This is a genomic window from Pantoea sp. SGAir0418 (assembly GCF_043529865.1).
Genome location: NZ_CP027911.1, coordinates 1,310,309 through 1,328,671 on the forward strand (window position 1 = coordinate 1,310,309; position 18,363 = coordinate 1,328,671).

The following is an 18,363-nucleotide window of genomic DNA, read 5'->3' on the forward strand; positions in this document are numbered from 1 at the left end:
GCCAATGAAAACGGAACAACCGTTATGGGGCAGGGGCGTTATGGTCTCTCCTCAGCACTTCCAGCAACAGGTCGCCTATGCGGCCTGGTCTGCGGAATGCATCGCCCGGCTGGGCCTCTCCCATCCCTGGGGGATGATTGCTGCCACCTTCGAACCTGATGCACTGAAGCTGGGCCGCCTGCAGGCCCGTCATCTGCACATCCGTTTCCCCGATGGCACGCTTATCGACACCGATAATGCCGATGACCTGCCACCGGTGCTGATGCTTGAGGGCGAATCACAGGACGTGGTGGTGGTGCTGGCGCTTCCGCTGCTGCGCGCAAATGGCGGCAACTGTCTTAAACCCGATGAGGTGGCCGAGCGCCCTGTGCGTTATCGCCAGCGCTGGCGGGATGTCCGCAACACCTTTGGCGACGATACCCGGCAGATTGCAGTGATGCAGCCAGAGCTGACGCTGCGTTTTGCCCATCAGAACAACAGTGATTATCTGACCTGTCCGGTCGCCCGTCTGCAGCAGGATTCACAGGGCAGCTGGGCACTCGATGAAACCTGGCTTCCGCCACTGCTGGCTCTGCAGGGCAGCCGCTAACCCCGCGGCTGGAAGCCGACCTTCACCGCATCAACTTTTACCGCTTATGCCAGCTGCTGGAGAAGCGTAATCCTGGCAGGCCGCTGCTGGGCTCGACCAGCCACCCGGCGGATGACCCGGTGCGGTTTGCGCCACATCCGGGGATGGGATTTCCGGCCAGCGAAATAAAGGCTGTCGAATATGACGAGGAGGATGACAGCAAGCCACCGCTCATCCGCACGACCTTTATGGGGATGTACGGGGTTGATTCCCCCTTGCCGACCGCCTATCTCGACGACATCACTCAGCGTCGCGAAGGTCACGAAGCGCTGCAGGGTTTTCTGGATATCTTCAGCCACCGTATCCTGACGCAGTTTTACCGTATCTGGCGTAAATACTCCTACCCGGCCACATTTGAGCCCGGCGGTACTGACCCTATCTCGCAGTCACTGCTGGGTCTGGTGGGACTGGGGATACCGGGCACCGCAGAGCACATCGCCACCCCGGTATCCCGATTTCTGGCGCTGCTGGGTGTGCTGCAGCAGCCAGGTAAAACCCAGGAGGGAATACAGGCCCTGGTGAGCCTGCTGGCACCCGACACGACGGTGCAGGTGAGCCCGTATTGCCTGCGACCAGTGGCAGTCAGCCAGCCGCTGGGCTTTTACGGCGATGACGATTTTCTGCTGGATGGCAACACACCGCTGGGTGAAGAGGCGATGGATGCCAACAGCCAGCTGTTGATTGCTCTGTCCACCGATAACGAGCAGGAATCACAGGGCTGGAAACCGGACGGCCTGCTGTATCAGGACTTTCTGGTGATGCTGCGTGTGTATCTCGGCTGGCGCTTTAAAGCAAAAATCACTCTGACCACCCGAACCCGCCTGCTGGTTGCGCCGCCGCTCGGCGAAGGCCCATTCTGGCTGGGGATGAATGGTGTACTGGGCGCGCAAGATGAAGATCTCCCGGAGGATATTCCGCAGACCTTTACCACGGAACTGGGTTATTACGCCGGGCTGGAGCCTGCATCATCACAACAAGGAAACCGACGTGTTACGTACAAGTTTGATTAAATCCGCATGCTGGCTACCTGCGCTACTGGTGTTCAGCCTGACGGGGTGTGGAGTGACGCAGGGGATCACCGATGGCACCAAATCGGCATTTAACGCCGTGTTTTACAAAAAGATTAAGGTGCTGCACCTGGATTTTACCGCCCGTGAGGCGCTGAACACCGATTCCCGCGAAAGTAACTCGCTGTCTGAGCCGGTGGTTATTCGGGTCTGGCAGCTGAAAGACCGTAAAACCTTCGACAAAACGGTCTATCAGCAGCTCCTCAGGGATGGCGACACGATCCTGAAAGCCGATCTGCTGGCGACCCGGGATGTGGTGGTAAAACCTGGCGGTGATGCGAACCTCGATATGCCAATGGAAGAAGATGCGCAGTTTGTCGCCGTGGCAGGGCTGTTCCGCCATCCGGATAGGGTTAACAATACCTGGAAGCTGGTGATAGGGCGTGAAGACCTTGACCCGGATAAGCCGCGCATTCTGGAAGCCGGTAACAACCATCTGACGCTACAACCGCTCAAGGACGACTGATGCCCCAGGGACATAACACACCTTCGCTGTATGAAATGCTCACCGGCAACTTCACCGGCGGCCTCGACCTGCATCAGGTCAGCGAACAGAATCAGGTGATTTTGTCCGTGCTCGATAACATGCAGCGCATCCTCAACTGCCGCGCCGGCACGCTGGCGCATCTGCCGGACTATGGTCTGCCTGATATGACCAAAATCCTGCAGGGCATGCCGGGTACTGCCCATGAGCTGATTGGCACCCTGTCTGCTGTTCTGCTCAGGTATGAGCCGCGCCTGAAGAGCATCAGAGTGGTGCTGCTGGAGCAGAATGTCCCCGGCGAGTTGCGTTATGCCATTGATGCTGAATTGAAAGGCATTGGCCTCGTACGCTATGGCACCGAGTTTATGCCCGAGGGACGGGTTCTGTTGAGGCATCTTAAGCAGCAGCAGTATCTTGCTCACCAAGCCAGAGTTTAGCCCGGTTAGTGAATGAATATCCGTAACAAAAACTGGCAGCAAGTGATGTCGTGCAATGGGCATGATTAGGACATCCCATGAATTATCAAAATGGCTAAATACGACCGGACCTTACGTGTTAAAAAAATGACATCAGAATTCAGGGAATGGAGCCAATTAGTAATACATACACAAAACTATATGTTGAATTTCCTTTGCTGTAGCAAGCCGTTCGTCAGCATCTACTGTTATTTTTTTTCATTATAGGTCAGGTGCTGATATCTCCATCATAATGTATGCCTTGTTAATTTTTTGTCGCCACTCACGAGTGCAAATCCATGCCAATAAACAGGGGGTGCTATTTTATTGATTATAATTTAATGATGTGAAATGAAATTGCGCTGATTTCCTTAGTGATGAGAAAGTGTTTGACGCATTGGAGATATAACAAGCAAATCTGTGTTAATCCTATCCTGAAACCTGAAGGTATTTCTGTTCGCCAAAGTGAATCATTTAACCAATTGAAAGTAGTGTGACCTATCAGATGGCAATGATAACCCAAAGAGATTGAATATTTAATCAATTTTACGGGGTTTAATATTGATGTTTTTACTCAGTAACCACTGCGCCAGTATGTTGTTATCGTGGAGCATGTATTGTAATTAAGATGTCAGAAATATAGTGGCTTAGGACCGTCTTGCTCCGGTTGATGTCCGAATTATTAAAGTAGCCAACTCATCATTGGTGGCTGATAAAAGGACTGATGTTATAAAAGTTGATCACTGATGCATTCATTGTTGAATGATAGGTGATTTCAAATAGGTGTATTAAAAAGAGAGATGGTAATGAAAAAAGTAAAGTTAATGATAGTAGTGGCGTGTTTCCTTTCGTCTATATTTGTAGCCGCAGTTGCCAGTGTTAATCACGATGGTGAACCATCAGCGCCATACAATTTAAGGTGGGGTATGAGTTACGATGAGGCAAGGAATATTCCGTTGTACTCATTAGAAGTCCAGGATATTAACTACGCAGGGATGGATCCTAACCTAATCTCTGCAGAGGTAGAACCATCTGAATTGAATGCTAATGAATTCCAGCATGTGATTTTATATTTTGATAAGAAAGCCGGACTGATAGGTGCCGTATTTACAGCATCAGTCGATGAACAGCATGATAACAAAAATAAATTAGCGAGAGTTGATAATGGAAAAGAGGGGCTTGAGATTTATCAAAAACAAACTAAATTTCTGGAAAAGCAATATGGTCTGGCTAAAAATAAAGAAGAGACAGTTACTGACAAGAGGAATTTTTATAAAAGCCTTTCTGAATGTAAGAGAAAACAGAAGGAGTGGTATAATAAAGGACTGGATGTTAGCAAAATAACAAATTGCCCAAAATGGCAGAGCGACTACGAAAAAGGCCGCACAGTTGTCTTGCTTACACTTGAACCATATCAAATAACAACGCAATATATATATAAGTAAAGGGGATCTCATGAATAAAATTAAAAGGGTCGCGATTTCTGCTTTTTTTGTGGTGTTTTCTAGTGTTATGTCTTCCGGATGCAGACCTATAATCAATACTGCAAAAAATATTAAAAATAATACATTGACACTTTCCGATCATGCTCGGGCAGTTTCAGCAATTGACAACGGGGATCTAAAATCTGCAGAAGGATTCCTTACAGGAAATCTTTATCCTCATCGTTATAGACCAATCAGCGGCGCAGAATCCTGGGGGAGTTTGCAATATCGTGCTGCAAAAATAGTTGCAACAGCTAAAGATAACGGAAGAACAGTGCAAAATGATGCACTTTATTTATCATATCTTAGCTTGTTTAATGCAGAGGAAGGATTGCCGGAGCATCCTGAAATCATGCTTGGTTATATGCATAAAGCAATGGCTATGTTGCTGGCAGACCCGCATTTGCTTGACCATGTTAATTCTGCACACGCCAGTGAATTACCCAGTCAATTTGAACTTGAGCGCTATGCAATATGGCAATATTTAAGTGATGGTGGCGAGGTTAATTGGAAGAAAACAAACACAAATGGACGAGGGAGATATATTGCTGGCATAAGTTATCGAGAGTGGAATATTCGAATAAGAAAAGCAATTTGGAATCGAGGTGATAAATTCCTGAGCAATATAGGTAAAGATCAGTTCATTAGTGAGTCAATAGATTATTCCCTTTTTCCTGTTGTTGTTTGCGTGTCAAAGCTAAAAGGATGGTCCCTGACGCTGCCTGATAACTATCCTAAACAGAATTTTAGAGGGGGTGGTTATTTTGATTGGAAAACTTGTAAAAATATCTAAATCAGTAAGCGCTAATCATTCCCTTTATTGGTTATCAGTATTACTTTAAAAATGGATGAAAAGTGCAGCGCATTGCTATTGCCGAACCCAATATATTCGTAAGAATAACTGGCAAAGTAAATACTACCAGCTGCTCAGGAAAAGAGAGGCTTACTCTGCCTTTAGTGAGAAAATCACCTTTCTGGAACTCGAAGATAATGCTGCCTGGGAAGGCGTCAGGCAGTAGTTTCTGGATAAAGTTGTCCTGTTGAAAAAGCGCAGGAAGACAAAGAGTATCAGACTGAGATTAAGCGTCAGATGCGGGAAGAGAAACAGCGTCAGGATGAGTTGGACCAGCAACAGCGCGAAGCGGAAGAGGAAGAGTAACGCCTTGCTGAGCAGCAGTGTTTACAGGAAGTACACCAGCAATACGAACGTGTCAAATCTATGGTTCAGCTTACAAAACAGGGACATGTGTATATGATTTCGAATATTGGATCCTTCGGTGAAAATGTCTTCAAAATTGGCATGAAATGACGACTGGAACCCAAGAGGTGTGTAAAAAACGAGCGGGACTGCCGTACCTTTTTATTTTGATGTTCACGCTATGATTTCATGCGATGACGCACCCGCATTTGAAAAGATCCTGCATGACTATTTGGAAAGTTACCGGATTAACAGGATCAACCTGCGTAAAAAGTTTTTCCGCGTCGGACTCAGTCGCATTATCGATGAAGTGGAACGCCATCATGAGCTGGTGGAATACCTTGCAGATTCGATCGCTTTGCAGTATTTGCAAGCCCTTGAATATGCAGAAAGTTAAGCCGCATAAATAATAATTGCCACTGCTTAAACTACGCCAAATGGATATCTGGCCATGAACATTCTTTCCCAACGTAAAATTAAAACCGGCAGCGACCCGCGTAAGCTGCCGGATTATGCTGCTCTGCGTGAAGAGCTGAGCAAATTGACCCATCCGGCACGGCCGGATATAGACTGGCTTTACGTTGAACAACGCTGCCTTTCTCTGTTCGAACAAAATGGAGTGGAGTTGCAGACCGCGGCCTGGTACACGCTTGCCCGCCTGCAGCTGGCCGGCCTGGTCGGGTTGAATGAAGGTCTGGCGCTACTGGAAGCGCTAGTGAGCCACCAGTGGGGGGGGCTGTGGCCGCAACCGATCCACGCGCGCATGGACATTCTCACCAGCCTGAGCCAGCGCGTGCAGCAGCAGATGCGCACCCTTTCCCTGAATTATGACGATCTGAGTCAGCTTTATCGTGCTGAACAATTGCTTACCCGGCTGGGGACCGTGTTACAGCGGCTGGAGCTTAAACATCTTAGCCAGCTTGATACATTGCGTGCTCTGATGCACAACAGTGCCGCCAGGCTGGAAAGCCGTGACGATACGACCAGCGACATCTTGCCCGGCACCACGCTAGATAACGGGGCGATATCCGCACACCCGCATGAAACGAAAACTCCGCATAGCGCCAGATGGGTGTATGTCGCGCAGCAGCAACATCAGCCAAAGATTAAGGTACAGACGGCGGCGCCGGCCCGCGGCAATAAGTGGCAATTTTTCAGTGCCGGGATGTTTACCATGCTGCTTATCAGCGTGGTCGCGGTGAGCGGCTGGCAATATCTGCACCGGCCCGATCCACTGCAGGCTCAGCTCGCGGCATCGCTGGCGGCTGTGCCCGCCACACTCACGCCACAGCAGCGGGATGTGCTGCGGCAGCGGACGTCCTTACCACCAGCTTTGCTTGCCGACACGCAGCAGCAGTTATCTCGTCTGGAGCAACTCGCGCCCGACTGGAATATTGCTTACGGTCAACAGCTGGTGGAGCAGGCGCAGGCGCTGTGGCCGGAACAGGCGGGTTCGTTATCAGCACGGTGGCAACATCAACTTGAGGCCAGCATGTTGCCAGCGCAAAACCTTGCGGCCTGGCATCAGGGAATGATGAAGCTGGCGCAGTTAAGCGAGCGGCTGAATGGACTGGATGAGCAAAAAGGAAAATACATCACGGTGAGTGAGCTGAAGTCCTCGGTATTTGGCATGATGACCCGTTTTCAGCAGGCTGAGCCCATCGAGGAACAATTGCGGCAAATCCACTCACTACCAGCCAGTGCCCCCCAGCGGCAGCAGCTTATCCGCCAGCTCGAACAGCACCTGCGATCACAGATTTACACCTTGTGGCAGATGAAAAACAGCATTGAGGTGGCAGAGGGAGAGGAGCAATAAGCGAAGCGGTAAACCAAAGCAGAAGAGGCGTTACTGGTGTCCCCTGCAGGAATCGAACCTGCAACTAGCCCTTAGGAGGGGCTCGTTATATCCATTTAACTAAGGAGACGTGCGGCGCGCAGTATAGCGCACCGTGCAGGGGATTTTAACCGTGGGCCGCCTGTTTGCTCAAAGTGTCAGCAATCAGGCGGTGGCGATCACGCTTTTTCCTGATCTTTCTGCTTTTCCTGCCTCTCTTTACGCTTCTGTTCGGCTCGCGCTTTGGCTTTGGCCGCTTCGCTCATGTCGTTACGGATCTGCGCGTGACTGATCAGGGCAAAAATCAGCGTACCGCCGGTGATGTTGCCCAGCAGGGTGGGCAGTGCAAACGGCCACAAAAACTCCTGCCACGGCAGCGTGCCAGCAAACACCAGATACAGCACTTCAACCGAACCGACCACAATGTGGGCCAGATCGCCCAGCGCCACCAGCCAGGTCATCATCACGATCACCACAATTTTGGCGCCGCCAGCGTAAGGAAACATCCACACCATGGTGGCGATGATCCAGCCTGAAATCACTGCGTTGGCAAACATTTCGCCCGGCGTGTGCTCCATCACTTTTTCGCTGATGGCGGTGAAGGCCTGGCGCGTGGCGTCATCGAAAATCGGCATATGATTAAACGCCAGCGCGCCCAGTGCGGTACCAATCAAATTGCCGATCAGCACCACGCTCCACAGCCTCAGTAGCAGCATAAAATTGCCGCCGGTGGGTTTATGCATCACCGGCAGTACGGCGGTGACGGTATTCTCGGTAAACAGCTGCTGGCGCGCCATAATCACGATGACAAAACCAAAGGTGTAGCCAAGATTCTCCAGAAGATAGGCACCGGGTACGCCAGCGAGGTGTACCTGAAAAATGCCTTTCGCCATCAGCGAGGCGCCCATTGATAAGCCGGCGGCAATCGCTGACCACAGCAGCGCCATGCCGTCGCGTTCCAGCTCCTTTTCCCCATCCTGTCGAATCTCTTCATGGATCGCCGCAGCCCGCGAGGGCAGGGCGTCTTCGTCCACTTCAATATCCGTGCCTTGTTCTTTTTCTTCACTGTCCACGTCATTGTCATGCGTGTTATTTGATGGCGATGGCTTCATTTTTTCTCCCGGTGATAATGCCAGTGCGTAATAAGCGTAGACGCTTTTAGCAAGGGCGAAATGTTACAAAGATTCAAATTAAGAGTAACAAGAGATTAGCAAAGGTGGTTTTTTGAGCGCTTTCTTGATCTGATGCGCATGAATACCCCATTTGGGGGAAGGGGGAGCTTGCGCACAGACTTCGGCCCCTGGTTTGAGTGTGGTATTATTCCCGCCTCATTTATTGCTATGAATCTCCCTTCTATGCTCGAAGTGATTAATCTCGCCTGCGTTCGCGATGAGCGAACCCTGTTCCACGGACTGAGTTTTCAGGTGCAGGCGGGCGATGTGGTGCAAATCGAAGGGCCCAACGGCGCAGGCAAAACTTCACTGTTGCGACTGCTGGCCGGGTTAAGCCGGCCAGAGCAGGGCGAAGTACGCTGGCAGCAGCAGTCGATTCGCCGGCAGCGCGAAATATGGCAGCAAAACCTGCTGTATCTCGGCCATCATCCGGGCGTGAAATCGGTGCTGTCGCCGCGGGAGAATCTGCATTTCTGGCACGGCGATCGCAGCCAAGACACGCTGTATGACGCGCTGGAGCAGGTCAATCTGCTGGGCTATGAAGAGGTGCCGGTGGCTCAGCTTTCTGCCGGGCAGCAGCGGCGCGTGGCGCTGGCGCGACTGTGGCTCAGCCCGGCTCCGGTGTGGATTCTGGATGAGCCGCTGACCGCCATCGACAAACACGGCGTGGAAAAATTAATGGGGCGCTTCGCCGATCATGCCGATAACGGTGGCGTGGTGATTCTGACGACCCATCAGGACCTGCCGGACAGCCAGGCGCGCGTGCGCAAAATTCGTCTTACATCGGAGTGCGCGTGATGCTTGGCCGGGTTATTCAGCGTGAGTTAAAGATTGCCTTTCGCAGCGGCGCGGAAGTGGTTAATCCGCTGTGGTTTTTTCTGATTGTGATTACGCTGTTCCCGTTAGGCATTGGCCCTGAGCCGCAGCAGCTGGCGCGCATCGCGCCTGGCGTCGCCTGGGTAGCCGCGCTGCTGGCATCGCTGCTGGCGCTGGAGCGGCTGTTTCGCGACGACTTTCTTGATGGATCGCTGGAGCAGCTGCTGTTGCTGCCGACGCCGCTGCCAATCACCGTGCTGGGCAAAGTGATTGCGCACTGGCTGATTACCGGGCTGCCGCTGATTTTACTCTCACCGCTGGCGGCGTTGCTGCTGTCGCTGGATTTTGCTGGCTGGCGGGCAATGGCGCTGACGCTGCTAATCGGCACGCCAACCCTGAGTTTTCTCGGTGCGATTGGCACCGGCCTGACCGTCGGGCTGCGGCGCGGCGGCGTATTGCTGAGTTTACTGGTGTTGCCGCTGTCGATACCGGTACTGATTTTTGCCAGCGCGGCGATTGATGCGGCCGGTCAGGGGTTACCGATCGGCGGTTATCTGGCGATTCTCGGCGCCATGCTGGCGGTCAGCGCCACGCTGTCGCCGTTTGCGACCGCCGCCGCGCTGCGCATCAGTCTGCATTAAGGCGGACCTCCGGCAGAGAGGCCGCCATCCGAATTCTTGTTTAGTGTGAGCAATGTCAATGTGGAAATGGTTACACCAGTGGGCAAAGCCTGAGCGGCTTTACCAGCTATGCGGTCGCTTGATTCCCTGGTTCGCAATCCTGGGTGTCGGCGCGTTGCTGCTCGGCTGGATTTGGGGATTCGGCTTTGCGCCGGCGGATTATCAGCAGGGCAACAGCTTCCGCATCATGTACATTCACGTGCCAGCGGCGATGTGGTCGATGGGCGTCTATGCCTCAATGGCCATCGCCGCCTTCATCGGTCTGGTGTGGCAGATGAAAATGGCCGATCTGGCGGCGGCGGCGATGGCGCCAGTGGGGGCAGTATTTACCTTTATCGCACTGGTGACCGGCTCGGCGTGGGGCAAGCCGATGTGGGGCACCTGGTGGATTTGGGATGCGCGTCTGACTTCTGAACTGGTGCTGCTGTTCCTCTATATGGGCGTGATTGCGCTCTATCACTCTTTCGATGATCGCCGCACCGCCGGACGCGCGGCCGGCATCCTGATTCTGGTCGGCGTGGTTAACCTGCCGATTATTCACTTCTCCGTGCAGTGGTGGAACACGCTGCATCAGGGCTCGTCGGGCATTCTGCAACAGGCGATCGATCCCAGCATGCGCACGCCGCTGCGCTGGTCGATTCTCGGCTATCTGCTGGTGTTTGGTGCGCTCACCCTGATGCGTCTGCGCAACCTGATTCTGTTTACCGAGCGTCACCGCCCGTGGGCGATTGACGTGGCGCAGGGAGGACGCAAAGCATGACGCCTGCCTTCTCATCGTGGAGCGAGTTTTTCGCCATGGGCGGCTATGCCTTTTACGTCTGGCTGGCCGTGTGTTTTACGCTGATTCCGCTGATCGGTCTGGTGCTGCACACCGTGTTGTTCCGTCGCCGCCTGCTGGCAGAGATTCGCCAGCGTCAGTCCCGCGAGCGCCGCATCCGCGCGGCAAAAGCTAAACAAGCTGCCAGTGAAGCAGCAGGAGAATCCGTGTGAATATCCGTCGTCGTAACCGCCTGTATGTGGTGGTGGCGGTGCTGGTGGGCTTAGGCCTTGCCACGTCGCTGGTGATGTACGCGCTGCGTTCCAACATCGACCTGTTCTACACCCCGAGTGAAATTCTGTACGGCAAAGGTGAGGATCACCAGAAGCCGGAGGCCGGTCAGCGCCTGCGCGTCGGCGGCATGGTGATGCCCGGTAGCGTCAAACGCGATCCGAAAACGCTGGCGGTGTCGTTCAAACTGTATGATGCCAACGGCGTGGTCAGCGTCAGCTACGAAGGTATTCTGCCGGATCTGTTCCGCGAAGGGCAGGGCGTGGTGGCGCAGGGCGTGCTGGAGGACGGCAATCTGGTCAACGCCAAAGAGGTGCTGGCGAAGCACGATGAGAAGTACACGCCGCCGGAAATTCAGGACGCAATGAAGAAGAATCATAACGGACCGGCAGCGGCCTATCAGCAGGCGGGTACGCAATCATGATGCCGGAAATTGGCAGCTTTCTGCTGTGTCTGGCGCTGGGCTTAGCGCTGTTATTAAGTATTTATCCGCTGTGGGGCGCAGCGCGTCAGGATGGCCGGCTGATGGCGCTGGCGCGTCCGCTCACCTGGGGCATGTTCCTGTGCATCGCTGCCGCGTTCCTCGTGCTGGTGCACGCGTTTGTGGTCAACGATTTTACCGTCGGCTACGTTGCCACCAACTCCAATTCGCTGCTGCCGGTGTATTACCGCATCGCCGCCACCTGGGGCGCGCATGAAGGATCGCTGCTGCTGTGGGTGCTGCTGCTCAGCACCTGGACATTAGCGGTGGCGATTTTCAGCCGCGGCATGCCGCAGGATGCGCTGGCGCGCGTGCTGGCGGTGATGGGAATGATCAACCTCGGCTTCCTGTTGTTCATCATCCTCACCTCGAATCCGTTTACCCGCACGCTGCCGAACTTCCCGATTGATGGGCGCGACCTCAACCCGATGCTGCAGGATATCGGGCTGATCTTCCATCCGCCGCTGCTCTATATGGGCTATGTTGGCTTCTCGGTGGCGTTTGCCTTTGCCATTGCGTCGCTGATGGCAGGCCGGCTCGATACCGCCTGGGCGCGCTGGTCACGTCCGTGGACCACCGCGGCATGGGTATTTCTGACTATTGGTATCGTGCTCGGTTCCGCGTGGGCGTATTACGAACTCGGCTGGGGCGGCTGGTGGTTCTGGGATCCGGTCGAAAACGCGTCCTTTATGCCGTGGCTGGCCGGTACTGCGCTGATGCACTCATTGGCGGTGACAGAAAAACGCGGCAGCTTTAAGTCATGGACGGTGCTGCTGGCGATTACCGCGTTCTCATTAAGCCTGCTGGGTACCTTCCTGGTGCGTTCGGGTGTGCTGGTGTCGGTGCACTCGTTCGCCTCGGATCCGGCGCGCGGTATGTTTATCCTCGCCTTCCTGGTGATTGTCATCGGCAGTTCGCTGCTGCTGTACGCCCTGAAAGGGGGCCAGGTGCGCAGCCGCGTGCAGAGCGAAGCCTGGTCGCGCGAATCCTTCCTGCTCGGCAACAACGTGCTGCTGATTGCCGCAATGCTGGTGGTACTGCTCGGTACGCTGCTGCCGCTGGTGCATAAACAGCTCGGGCTGGGCAGCATTTCGGTTGGCGAGCCGTTCTTCAATACCATGTTCACCTGGCTGATGGCGCCGTTCGCGCTGATGCTCGGCATCGGGCCGCTGGTGCGCTGGCGCCGCGATGAGCCGCAAAAGCTGTGGAAGCGGCTCGGCGTGGGTCTGCTGGTGACGCTGATCCTGTCGATCGTGCTGCCGTGGCTGTTGCAGGATCGCATCGAAGCGATGACGGTGATTGGCCTGCTGATGGCCATCTGGGTGATCCTGCTGACGCTGATGGAGCTGCACGAACGCGCTACCCACCGGCACCGTTTCCTGGCGGGATTGCGCCATCTGTCGCGCAGCCACTGGGGCATGGTGCTGGGCCATCTTGGCGTGGCGGTGACGGTGGTGGGCATTGCCTTCAGCACCCAATACAGCGTTGAGCGTGACGTGCGCATGAAGGCCGGCGACAGCGTGGATATCCACAACTATCACTTTATTTTCCGCGACGTGCACAATCTGCAGGGCCCCAACTACAGCGGTGGCGTGGCGATTATCGATGTCACACGCAACGGTAAGCCAGAAGCGGTGCTGCATGCAGAGAAGCGCTTCTATACCGCAGCGCGCACCATGATGACGGAAGCGGCGATCAGCGGCGGCTTCACGCGCGATCTCTACGCGGCGCTGGGCGAAGAGCTGGATGACGGTTCCTGGGCGGTGCGTATTTATTACAAACCCTTTGTACGCTGGATCTGGTTCGGCGGCGTGTTTATGGCGGTGGGCGGCCTGCTGTGCTTGCTCGATCCGCGCTACCGCTCGCGCAAAAAAGCGCAGCGCGAGGAACTGGCATGAATAAAAAGATCCTGTTTATTCCTTTAGTCCTGTTTCTGCTGCTGGCGGCGGCGCTGCTGTGGCAGCTGACGCGCAACGCCAGCGGTGACGATCCTACGCGCCTCGAATCGGCGCTGATCGGTAAACCAGTGCCGGTGTTTAAACTCGAAGCGCTGGATCAGCCGGGCAAAATCTATAACCAGCAGGTGCTGACCGATGGCAAACCGCTGCTGCTGAATGTCTGGGCCACCTGGTGCCCGACCTGCCGCGCCGAGCATCAATATCTCAACACGCTGGCGGAGCAGGGCATCCGCGTGGTTGGCCTCAATTACAAAGACGACCGCAGCAAAGCCGTCACCTGGCTTAACACGCTCGGCAATCCGTATGCGCTGAGCCTGTATGACGGCGACGGCATGCTCGGTCTGGATCTCGGCGTCTACGGCGCGCCGGAGACCTTCCTGATTGATGGCCACGGCATTATCCGCTACCGCCACGCCGGCGACATGAACGACCGGGTGTGGAATGAAGAGGTGAAGCCGCTGTGGCAGAAATACAGCAGGGAGGCAGGCGTATGAAACAGCTGCTTATGCTGCTCGCGGGTCTGCTGCTGAGCACCAGCCTGTGGGCCGCGATCGATACTTATCAGTTCGATTCGGTCCAGCAGGAGGAGCAGTATCGCGAGCTCACCGCATCGCTGCGCTGCCCGAAGTGCCAGAACAACAGTATTGCCGACTCCAACGCGATGATTGCCGCCGACATGCGGCTGAAAGTGTATGAGCTGATGAAGCAGGGCCAGAGCCGCCAGCAGATCATTGGTTACATGGTGGCGCGTTATGGCAACTTCGTCACTTATGAACCGCCGGTGACGCCGTCGACGCTGATTCTGTGGGTCGGACCGGCGCTGTTTGTGGTGCTCGGCGGGCTGATTATTATTCTGCGCAGCCGACGCGGCAACGCGAGCAGCGAGCTGGATGACGATGAACAACAGCGCCTTGCGGCGATTCTGAAGCGTGACGGGAAGCCGTAATGACTGGATTCTGGATTACCCTGATTATTTTACTGGCGGCGGCGACGGCGCTGTTTGTCGGTGCCGGCTGGCGGCAGCGTCAGGCCAGCAGCGGCGATCGCGATCGTCTCAATACCGATTTTTATCAGCAGCGTCTGCGCGAGCTGGATCATGACGAAGCCGAGGGCGTGGTCAGTGAACGTCCGGAGATGGTGCGTGAACTGCAGCAAACGCTGCTGACCGACGTGCCGGGCGACGCGGCGGCACGCGCGCATCACAGCAGCCGCTGGGTACTGCTGCCGGGCGTGATCGTCCTGGTGCTGGTGTCGGTGGGCGTTTATCTGAAAACCGGTGGCCTTGCCCAGCTGGCGGGCTGGCAGAGCGTGCAGCAGGAGTACCCGGCGCTGCGCGCGCGGGTGATGGATCCCAACGCGCAGCCGCTGACCATGGAAGAGCTGGCGCGTCTGCAGCTCGGCCTGCGCACCTCGCTGCAAAACGATCCGCAAAACCTCAATGACTGGGCGATGCTGGGCCGCCTCGGCATGGTGCTGAACAACGCCACCGATGCCAGCCAGGCCTTTGAGCACGCTTTGCAGCTGGCGCCGGATAACCTTGAACTGCAGCAGGATTATGCCGAAGTGCTGACGCGCTCCAGCGATCCGCAGGATAACCGCCAGGCCAATATGCTGCTGAAAGACCTGCTGAAGCGCGACCACAGCAATGTGCGCACCCTCAGTCTGCTGGCGTTCAATGCCTTTGAACAGCAGCAGTATGGCGAAGCGATTGGCGCGTGGCAGGTGATGCTGAAGCTGCTGCCGGCCGGCGATCGACGCATTACCATGATAGAGCGCAGCATTGAACAAGCGAAAACCGACGCGGGACAGCAAAATAGCCAGCTGGCATTGACGGTGAGCTTAACGCCAGAGGCAGAAAAAATGTTACCGCCGGGCGGAGTGTTGTATATTTCTGTGTCTGACGGTGTTTCACCGGTGCCTGTGGCTGTAAAGCGTTTACCGCTCAGCCACTTCCCGCTATCGCTTACGCTGGATGACAGCAACGCCATGATGCCGGATCGCCTGCTTTCGGCGCAGCATCAGGTGCAGGTCAGGGTGCGCATTTCGCGCGATGGTAGTGCTAATCCGCAGTCCGGCGACTGGTTTGGTTTAAGCGCGGTCACCCCCTGGGATGGTCACCAGCCGATGGCTGTTGAGGTCAATCAGCAGCAGCCCTGAAGCGATACACCTTTTATCTGCACAGGGAGAGAAGAATGAATAATCGCCTGACCGGCCTGGCGCTGGCCAGTTTACTGCTGGTGGGATGTGCCAGTTCCAAACCGGCCGACGAGACGACGCCTGCGCAGCGCAGCGATCCGCTCGAAGGGTTCAACCGCACGATGTTTAACTTCAACTACAACGTGCTGGATCCCTATGTGGTGCGCCCGGTGGCGGTTGCCTGGCGTGATTACGTGCCGGTGCCGGCCCGTACCGGGCTGAGCAACTTCCTCGGTAACCTTGATGAACCGGCCAGCATGGTAAACTCGATTCTGGTCGGCGAGCCGCGTCAGGCGGGCATTCACTTTACCCGTTTCTTCCTGAATACCGTGCTCGGCCTCGGTGGTTTCATCGACGTCGCCGGCAAAGCCAATCCCCAGCTGGCGCGTGAAGTGCCGCACCACTTTGGCAGCACGCTGGGCCGTTATGGCGTTGGCTACGGTCCGTACGTGGTGCTGCCAGGTTACGGCAGCTTTACTGTGCGTCAGGATGGCGGCGACTACGTCGATACGCTTTATCCGGTACTGAGCTGGCTTACCTGGCCGATGTCGATCGGTAAATGGACGCTGGAAGGGGTGGAAACGCGCGCGCAGCTGCTTGATTCCGACGGCCTGCTCAGACAGCAGCAGGATCCGTACGCCTTTATCCGCAACGCCTATTTCCAGCGTAACGATTTCCTCGCCAGCGGCGGCAAGCTGAAGCCGGAGGAGAATCCGAACGCCAGCGCGATTCAGGACGATTTAAAAGATATCGACTCCCAGTAAACAACAACGGCGACCAACTGGTCGCCGTTTTTCTCTCTGCAGGCGACCCACGTGGGCCGCTGCACTGATTATCAGAACTTGTAGTTAAAGTTAGCGCCGTACAGCCAGGCCTTACCTTCGGAATTAAAGGTATAAGGACCTTCTTTCACCGTCACGTGCTGACCGTGCATATAGGAAACACCGACATCAACCGACGCGTCCGGCGTGAAGGCGTAAGACGCACCGGCGCTCAGCCACAGGCGATCCTGATCCGGAATCGAGATAGAGCGTTTATCCGCCGGCACCGGGCTGTCATCAAACGCGATACCGGTACGGAACGTCCAGTTATCGTCGTAGTTGTAGGTGGTACCTAACGCGATGCGATATGCATCACGGTAGCCTTCATCTTTATAGAACAGCGTCTGGCCGTTGCTGCCGGTGGCTTTCAGCTCCTGGAACTGGCTCCAGCTGGTATAGGCGAGGCTGTAGTGAACCGCCCACTGTGGCGCCACTTTATGCCAGCCGGACACTTCCCACATTTCCGGGAGGTTCAGCGTCAGCGAACCCGGAATGGTGGCGCCGCTGGTGCCATACGGCAGACCCAGCGCAATCGCCTGCGGCGTGCCGTTGAAGGCGCGCGGGATATTGCTCTTATAGTCGCCGTCGAAATCGATCTTCACTTTGGAACGATAGGTGAAGCCGAAGCGGTTGTTTTTATCCACTTCATACAGGATACCGGCGTTCCAGCCGTAGCCCCATTCGTCACCTTTCAGGTGCGCGACCTGGGTATCGGCCGGCAGACCGGCGCGGGCACCGGCTTCACCGGCGTAGCGCTCAATTTTCGCTTTGGCGTACACCGCGTCAAAGCCGACGCCGAAGCTGAAGTTATCATTTAACCGATAAGCGGTGCTGAGGTTGAAGTTGCCGGTCATCAGATCGGTTTTGCCACCGAAGCCGCCCGCGGTGTAGCCGTTATTAAATTCGGTGGCCAGACCGTAGTTTGAGGTGGCCGAGGCGCCAATCCACCACTGATCGTTAATCGGATGCACATAATGGATGTTCGGGATCCACTGGTTTGGCGCAATATTGCTGGCGTTGAGGCTGTTGCCGGTCGGGCTGTTACCGCTGATATCCACTTCCGGGTCGATATAGACGGCACCGATGGAGAAAGAAGGGCGGTCCATCAGGGCCATGGTGGCTGGGTTACGGCTGGCAGAGGCGGCGGTATCACCCATGGCGCCCTCACCGGAATAGGCGCGGCCCAGGCCGATTGCTGAGAATTCGTTAAGTTGAAAGCCTGCGGCGTAGACGTGAGAAGAGACGAGCGCCACTGCAGCTGCCACAGCTGACTTTGCAAACAGGTTCTTATGGTTCATGACCACAACCTCATCTGAATTATTATTAAACGTAGTTACGTCGCGTAACAAAGGACGGCGGATTGTAGGGACTGACGATACAGACACATATCAGACCAGTGCGACGAGTATAGGTCCGACCTGTGTATTTGTTGCAATATTGTTTTTAAAATATTTCTGCTTTGATCGATAAAATCAGATCTGCTTAACAAAATCCTTGCGGTTCTGCTCCAGCATAGCGAGTCAAATTTGTTTTGGATCAAATTTTAGTATGATATTCGTCACTTAGCGGGCGGAAGATAGCCGCGACGTGGCATCCGGCGTACACTTTGCAGCAGAAAATGATCCGATAGTGTTGATTTATCGTCAGGAGAAAAACATGACTGATGCCATTAGAAACTGTAGTGCGAACGAAACGGCAGCCTGCTGCTGCGTTGACGTGGGCACCGTGATGGACAATACCGATTGCAGCGCCAGCTGGTCAGGCGTGTTCGCTGACCGTCAGGCGGCAGAAGCAATGCTGGCCGAGCTGAGCGCCAAAGCGCGCCAGGTCGAGTCCGATCCGTGCGAGATTCATTCGCGCTTTACCGACGAAGCAGACGGCGTGCGCCTGGACGTCGATTTCACCTTTGCTTGCCAGGCCGAAACCCTGATTTTCCAGCTCGGCTTACGCTAATCCCGCCGCTGCCGACCCGCTTTTTCGGCAGCGTTGCCTCTTTTTCGTGTTACTCCTCGCACTTTTTTTCTTCTGTTATTGGCGACTT

Annotated in this window: 19 protein-coding genes, 1 tRNA gene and 2 pseudogenes; 19 read left to right on the forward strand and 3 right to left on the reverse strand. The window is 55.2% G+C overall.

What is annotated here, in order from left to right; translation table 11 throughout:
- Positions 1-4 precede the first annotated feature (4 nt).
- The 8 genes and pseudogenes from tssK to C1N84_RS05955 all read left to right on the forward strand — a co-directional run.
- A pseudogene (gene tssK, locus C1N84_RS05920) lies at positions 5-586 on the forward strand (type VI secretion system baseplate subunit TssK); the annotation flags it as partial.
- Complete coding sequence (gene tssG, locus C1N84_RS05925; protein WP_394541846.1) at positions 550-1,638, forward strand: type VI secretion system baseplate subunit TssG; 1,089 nt, start codon at positions 550-552, stop codon at positions 1,636-1,638. The pseudogene tssK and the gene tssG, both read left to right, overlap by 37 nt.
- Positions 1,616-2,161 (forward strand): type VI secretion system lipoprotein TssJ, encoded by a 546-nt coding sequence (tssJ, locus tag C1N84_RS05930; protein WP_394541786.1) that lies wholly within the window; start codon positions 1,616-1,618, stop codon positions 2,159-2,161. The genes tssG and tssJ overlap by 23 nt, the downstream gene beginning before the upstream one ends.
- A complete protein-coding gene (gene tssE / locus C1N84_RS05935) occupies positions 2,161-2,616 on the forward strand; it encodes a type VI secretion system baseplate subunit TssE (protein WP_150361576.1) in 456 nt (151 codons plus the stop codon). The genes tssJ and tssE overlap by 1 nt, the downstream gene beginning before the upstream one ends.
- An 824-nt stretch (positions 2,617-3,440) precedes the next feature.
- Positions 3,441-4,079 carry a hypothetical protein gene (locus C1N84_RS05940; RefSeq protein WP_394541788.1) on the forward strand — a complete coding sequence of 213 codons (639 nt, stop codon included), beginning with the start codon at positions 3,441-3,443 and terminating at the stop codon, positions 4,077-4,079.
- A gap of 67 nt (positions 4,080-4,146) precedes the next feature.
- Positions 4,147-4,911, forward strand: a complete 765-nt coding sequence (locus tag C1N84_RS05945) for a transcriptional regulator (protein WP_338119618.1) — start codon at positions 4,147-4,149, stop codon at positions 4,909-4,911.
- Positions 4,912-5,014: 103 nt separating this feature from the next.
- Positions 5,015-5,713: pseudogene (locus C1N84_RS05950) on the forward strand (GIY-YIG nuclease family protein); the annotation flags it as partial.
- A gap of 54 nt (positions 5,714-5,767) precedes the next feature.
- A complete protein-coding gene (locus tag C1N84_RS05955; protein ID WP_264442459.1) occupies positions 5,768-7,132 on the forward strand; it encodes a VasL domain-containing protein in 1,365 nt (454 codons plus the stop codon).
- A gap of 34 nt (positions 7,133-7,166) precedes the next feature.
- Here the strand turns inward: C1N84_RS05955 and C1N84_RS05960 are convergent.
- A tRNA-Arg gene (locus C1N84_RS05960) sits at positions 7,167-7,241 on the reverse strand.
- Between the two features lie 88 nt (positions 7,242-7,329).
- Entirely contained in the window at positions 7,330-8,262 is a 933-nt protein-coding gene (locus C1N84_RS05965; RefSeq protein ID WP_058775841.1) for a formate/nitrite transporter family protein, read from the reverse strand.
- Between the two features lie 243 nt (positions 8,263-8,505).
- Between C1N84_RS05965 and ccmA the strand changes: the two genes are divergently transcribed.
- From ccmA to mlaA, 10 genes are read left to right on the forward strand one after another with little or no spacing between them, the layout of a single operon-like run.
- Positions 8,506-9,120: a cytochrome c biogenesis heme-transporting ATPase CcmA gene (gene ccmA / locus C1N84_RS05970; protein ID WP_264442464.1), complete on the forward strand. Its 615-nt coding sequence runs from the start codon at positions 8,506-8,508 to the stop codon at positions 9,118-9,120.
- On the forward strand, positions 9,120-9,779 hold the full coding sequence (gene ccmB, locus C1N84_RS05975) for a heme exporter protein CcmB (protein WP_058758454.1): 660 nt from the start codon (positions 9,120-9,122) through the stop codon (positions 9,777-9,779). Before ccmA ends, ccmB begins: the two co-directional genes overlap by 1 nt.
- Positions 9,780-9,837: 58 nt before the next feature.
- Positions 9,838-10,578, forward strand: a complete 741-nt coding sequence (locus C1N84_RS05980; RefSeq protein WP_058782040.1) for a heme ABC transporter permease — start codon at positions 9,838-9,840, stop codon at positions 10,576-10,578.
- The gene (gene ccmD, locus C1N84_RS05985; protein WP_031280028.1) at positions 10,575-10,808 is read left to right on the forward strand and encodes a heme exporter protein CcmD; all 234 of its coding nucleotides are present in this window, start codon (positions 10,575-10,577) and stop codon (positions 10,806-10,808) included. Before C1N84_RS05980 ends, ccmD begins: the two co-directional genes overlap by 4 nt.
- Positions 10,805-11,290, forward strand: a complete 486-nt coding sequence (ccmE, locus tag C1N84_RS05990; RefSeq protein ID WP_021509145.1) for a cytochrome c maturation protein CcmE — start codon at positions 10,805-10,807, stop codon at positions 11,288-11,290. Before ccmD ends, ccmE begins: the two co-directional genes overlap by 4 nt.
- Entirely contained in the window at positions 11,287-13,245 is a 1,959-nt protein-coding gene (locus C1N84_RS05995; RefSeq protein ID WP_058769877.1) for a heme lyase CcmF/NrfE family subunit, read from the forward strand. The genes ccmE and C1N84_RS05995 overlap by 4 nt, the downstream gene beginning before the upstream one ends.
- Positions 13,242-13,799 (forward strand): DsbE family thiol:disulfide interchange protein, encoded by a 558-nt coding sequence (locus C1N84_RS06000; RefSeq protein WP_058782039.1) that lies wholly within the window; start codon positions 13,242-13,244, stop codon positions 13,797-13,799. The genes C1N84_RS05995 and C1N84_RS06000 overlap by 4 nt, the downstream gene beginning before the upstream one ends.
- On the forward strand, positions 13,796-14,251 hold the full coding sequence (locus tag C1N84_RS06005) for a cytochrome c-type biogenesis protein (protein WP_238561751.1): 456 nt from the start codon (positions 13,796-13,798) through the stop codon (positions 14,249-14,251). Before C1N84_RS06000 ends, C1N84_RS06005 begins: the two co-directional genes overlap by 4 nt.
- A complete protein-coding gene (gene ccmI / locus C1N84_RS06010) occupies positions 14,251-15,462 on the forward strand; it encodes a c-type cytochrome biogenesis protein CcmI (RefSeq protein WP_238561752.1) in 1,212 nt (403 codons plus the stop codon). The genes C1N84_RS06005 and ccmI overlap by 1 nt, the downstream gene beginning before the upstream one ends.
- A 35-nt stretch (positions 15,463-15,497) precedes the next feature.
- Positions 15,498-16,265, forward strand: coding sequence for a phospholipid-binding lipoprotein MlaA (gene mlaA, locus C1N84_RS06015; protein WP_021509150.1), 768 nt, complete (start codon positions 15,498-15,500; stop codon positions 16,263-16,265).
- A gap of 71 nt (positions 16,266-16,336) precedes the next feature.
- Here the strand turns inward: mlaA and fadL are convergent, their stop codons facing one another.
- On the reverse strand, positions 16,337-17,620 hold the full coding sequence (gene fadL, locus C1N84_RS06020; protein WP_021509151.1) for a long-chain fatty acid transporter FadL: 1,284 nt from the start codon (positions 17,618-17,620) through the stop codon (positions 16,337-16,339).
- Positions 17,621-17,978: 358 nt separating this feature from the next.
- Between fadL and C1N84_RS06025 the strand changes: the two genes are divergently transcribed.
- A complete protein-coding gene (locus tag C1N84_RS06025) occupies positions 17,979-18,275 on the forward strand; it encodes a YfcZ/YiiS family protein (RefSeq protein ID WP_021509152.1) in 297 nt (98 codons plus the stop codon).
- Positions 18,276-18,363 lie beyond the last annotated feature (88 nt).

What these genes read in the sequence shown, in the direction of transcription:
- ccmA (WP_264442464.1), top strand. Translation starts at nt 8,506, where the DNA reads ATGCTCGAAGTGATTAATCTCGCCTGCGTTCGCGATGAGCGAACCCTG.
- mlaA (WP_021509150.1), top strand. Translation starts at nt 15,498, where the DNA reads ATGAATAATCGCCTGACCGGCCTGGCGCTGGCCAGTTTACTGCTGGTG.
- C1N84_RS05940 (WP_394541788.1), top strand. Translation starts at nt 3,441, where the DNA reads ATGAAAAAAGTAAAGTTAATGATAGTAGTGGCGTGTTTCCTTTCGTCT.
- C1N84_RS05955 (WP_264442459.1), top strand. Translation starts at nt 5,768, where the DNA reads ATGAACATTCTTTCCCAACGTAAAATTAAAACCGGCAGCGACCCGCGT.
- ccmB (WP_058758454.1), top strand. Translation starts at nt 9,120, where the DNA reads ATGCTTGGCCGGGTTATTCAGCGTGAGTTAAAGATTGCCTTTCGCAGC.
- ccmI (WP_238561752.1), top strand. Translation starts at nt 14,251, where the DNA reads ATGACTGGATTCTGGATTACCCTGATTATTTTACTGGCGGCGGCGACG.
- C1N84_RS06025 (WP_021509152.1), top strand. Translation starts at nt 17,979, where the DNA reads ATGACTGATGCCATTAGAAACTGTAGTGCGAACGAAACGGCAGCCTGC.
- C1N84_RS06005 (WP_238561751.1), top strand. Translation starts at nt 13,796, where the DNA reads ATGAAACAGCTGCTTATGCTGCTCGCGGGTCTGCTGCTGAGCACCAGC.
- C1N84_RS05945 (WP_338119618.1), top strand. Translation starts at nt 4,147, where the DNA reads ATGTCTTCCGGATGCAGACCTATAATCAATACTGCAAAAAATATTAAA.
- C1N84_RS05965 (WP_058775841.1), bottom strand. Translation starts at nt 8,262, where the DNA reads ATGAAGCCATCGCCATCAAATAACACGCATGACAATGACGTGGACAGT.
- C1N84_RS05980 (WP_058782040.1), top strand. Translation starts at nt 9,838, where the DNA reads ATGTGGAAATGGTTACACCAGTGGGCAAAGCCTGAGCGGCTTTACCAG.
- fadL (WP_021509151.1), bottom strand. Translation starts at nt 17,620, where the DNA reads ATGAACCATAAGAACCTGTTTGCAAAGTCAGCTGTGGCAGCTGCAGTG.
- C1N84_RS05995 (WP_058769877.1), top strand. Translation starts at nt 11,287, where the DNA reads ATGATGCCGGAAATTGGCAGCTTTCTGCTGTGTCTGGCGCTGGGCTTA.
- C1N84_RS06000 (WP_058782039.1), top strand. Translation starts at nt 13,242, where the DNA reads ATGAATAAAAAGATCCTGTTTATTCCTTTAGTCCTGTTTCTGCTGCTG.
- ccmD (WP_031280028.1), top strand. Translation starts at nt 10,575, where the DNA reads ATGACGCCTGCCTTCTCATCGTGGAGCGAGTTTTTCGCCATGGGCGGC.
- tssE (WP_150361576.1), top strand. Translation starts at nt 2,161, where the DNA reads ATGCCCCAGGGACATAACACACCTTCGCTGTATGAAATGCTCACCGGC.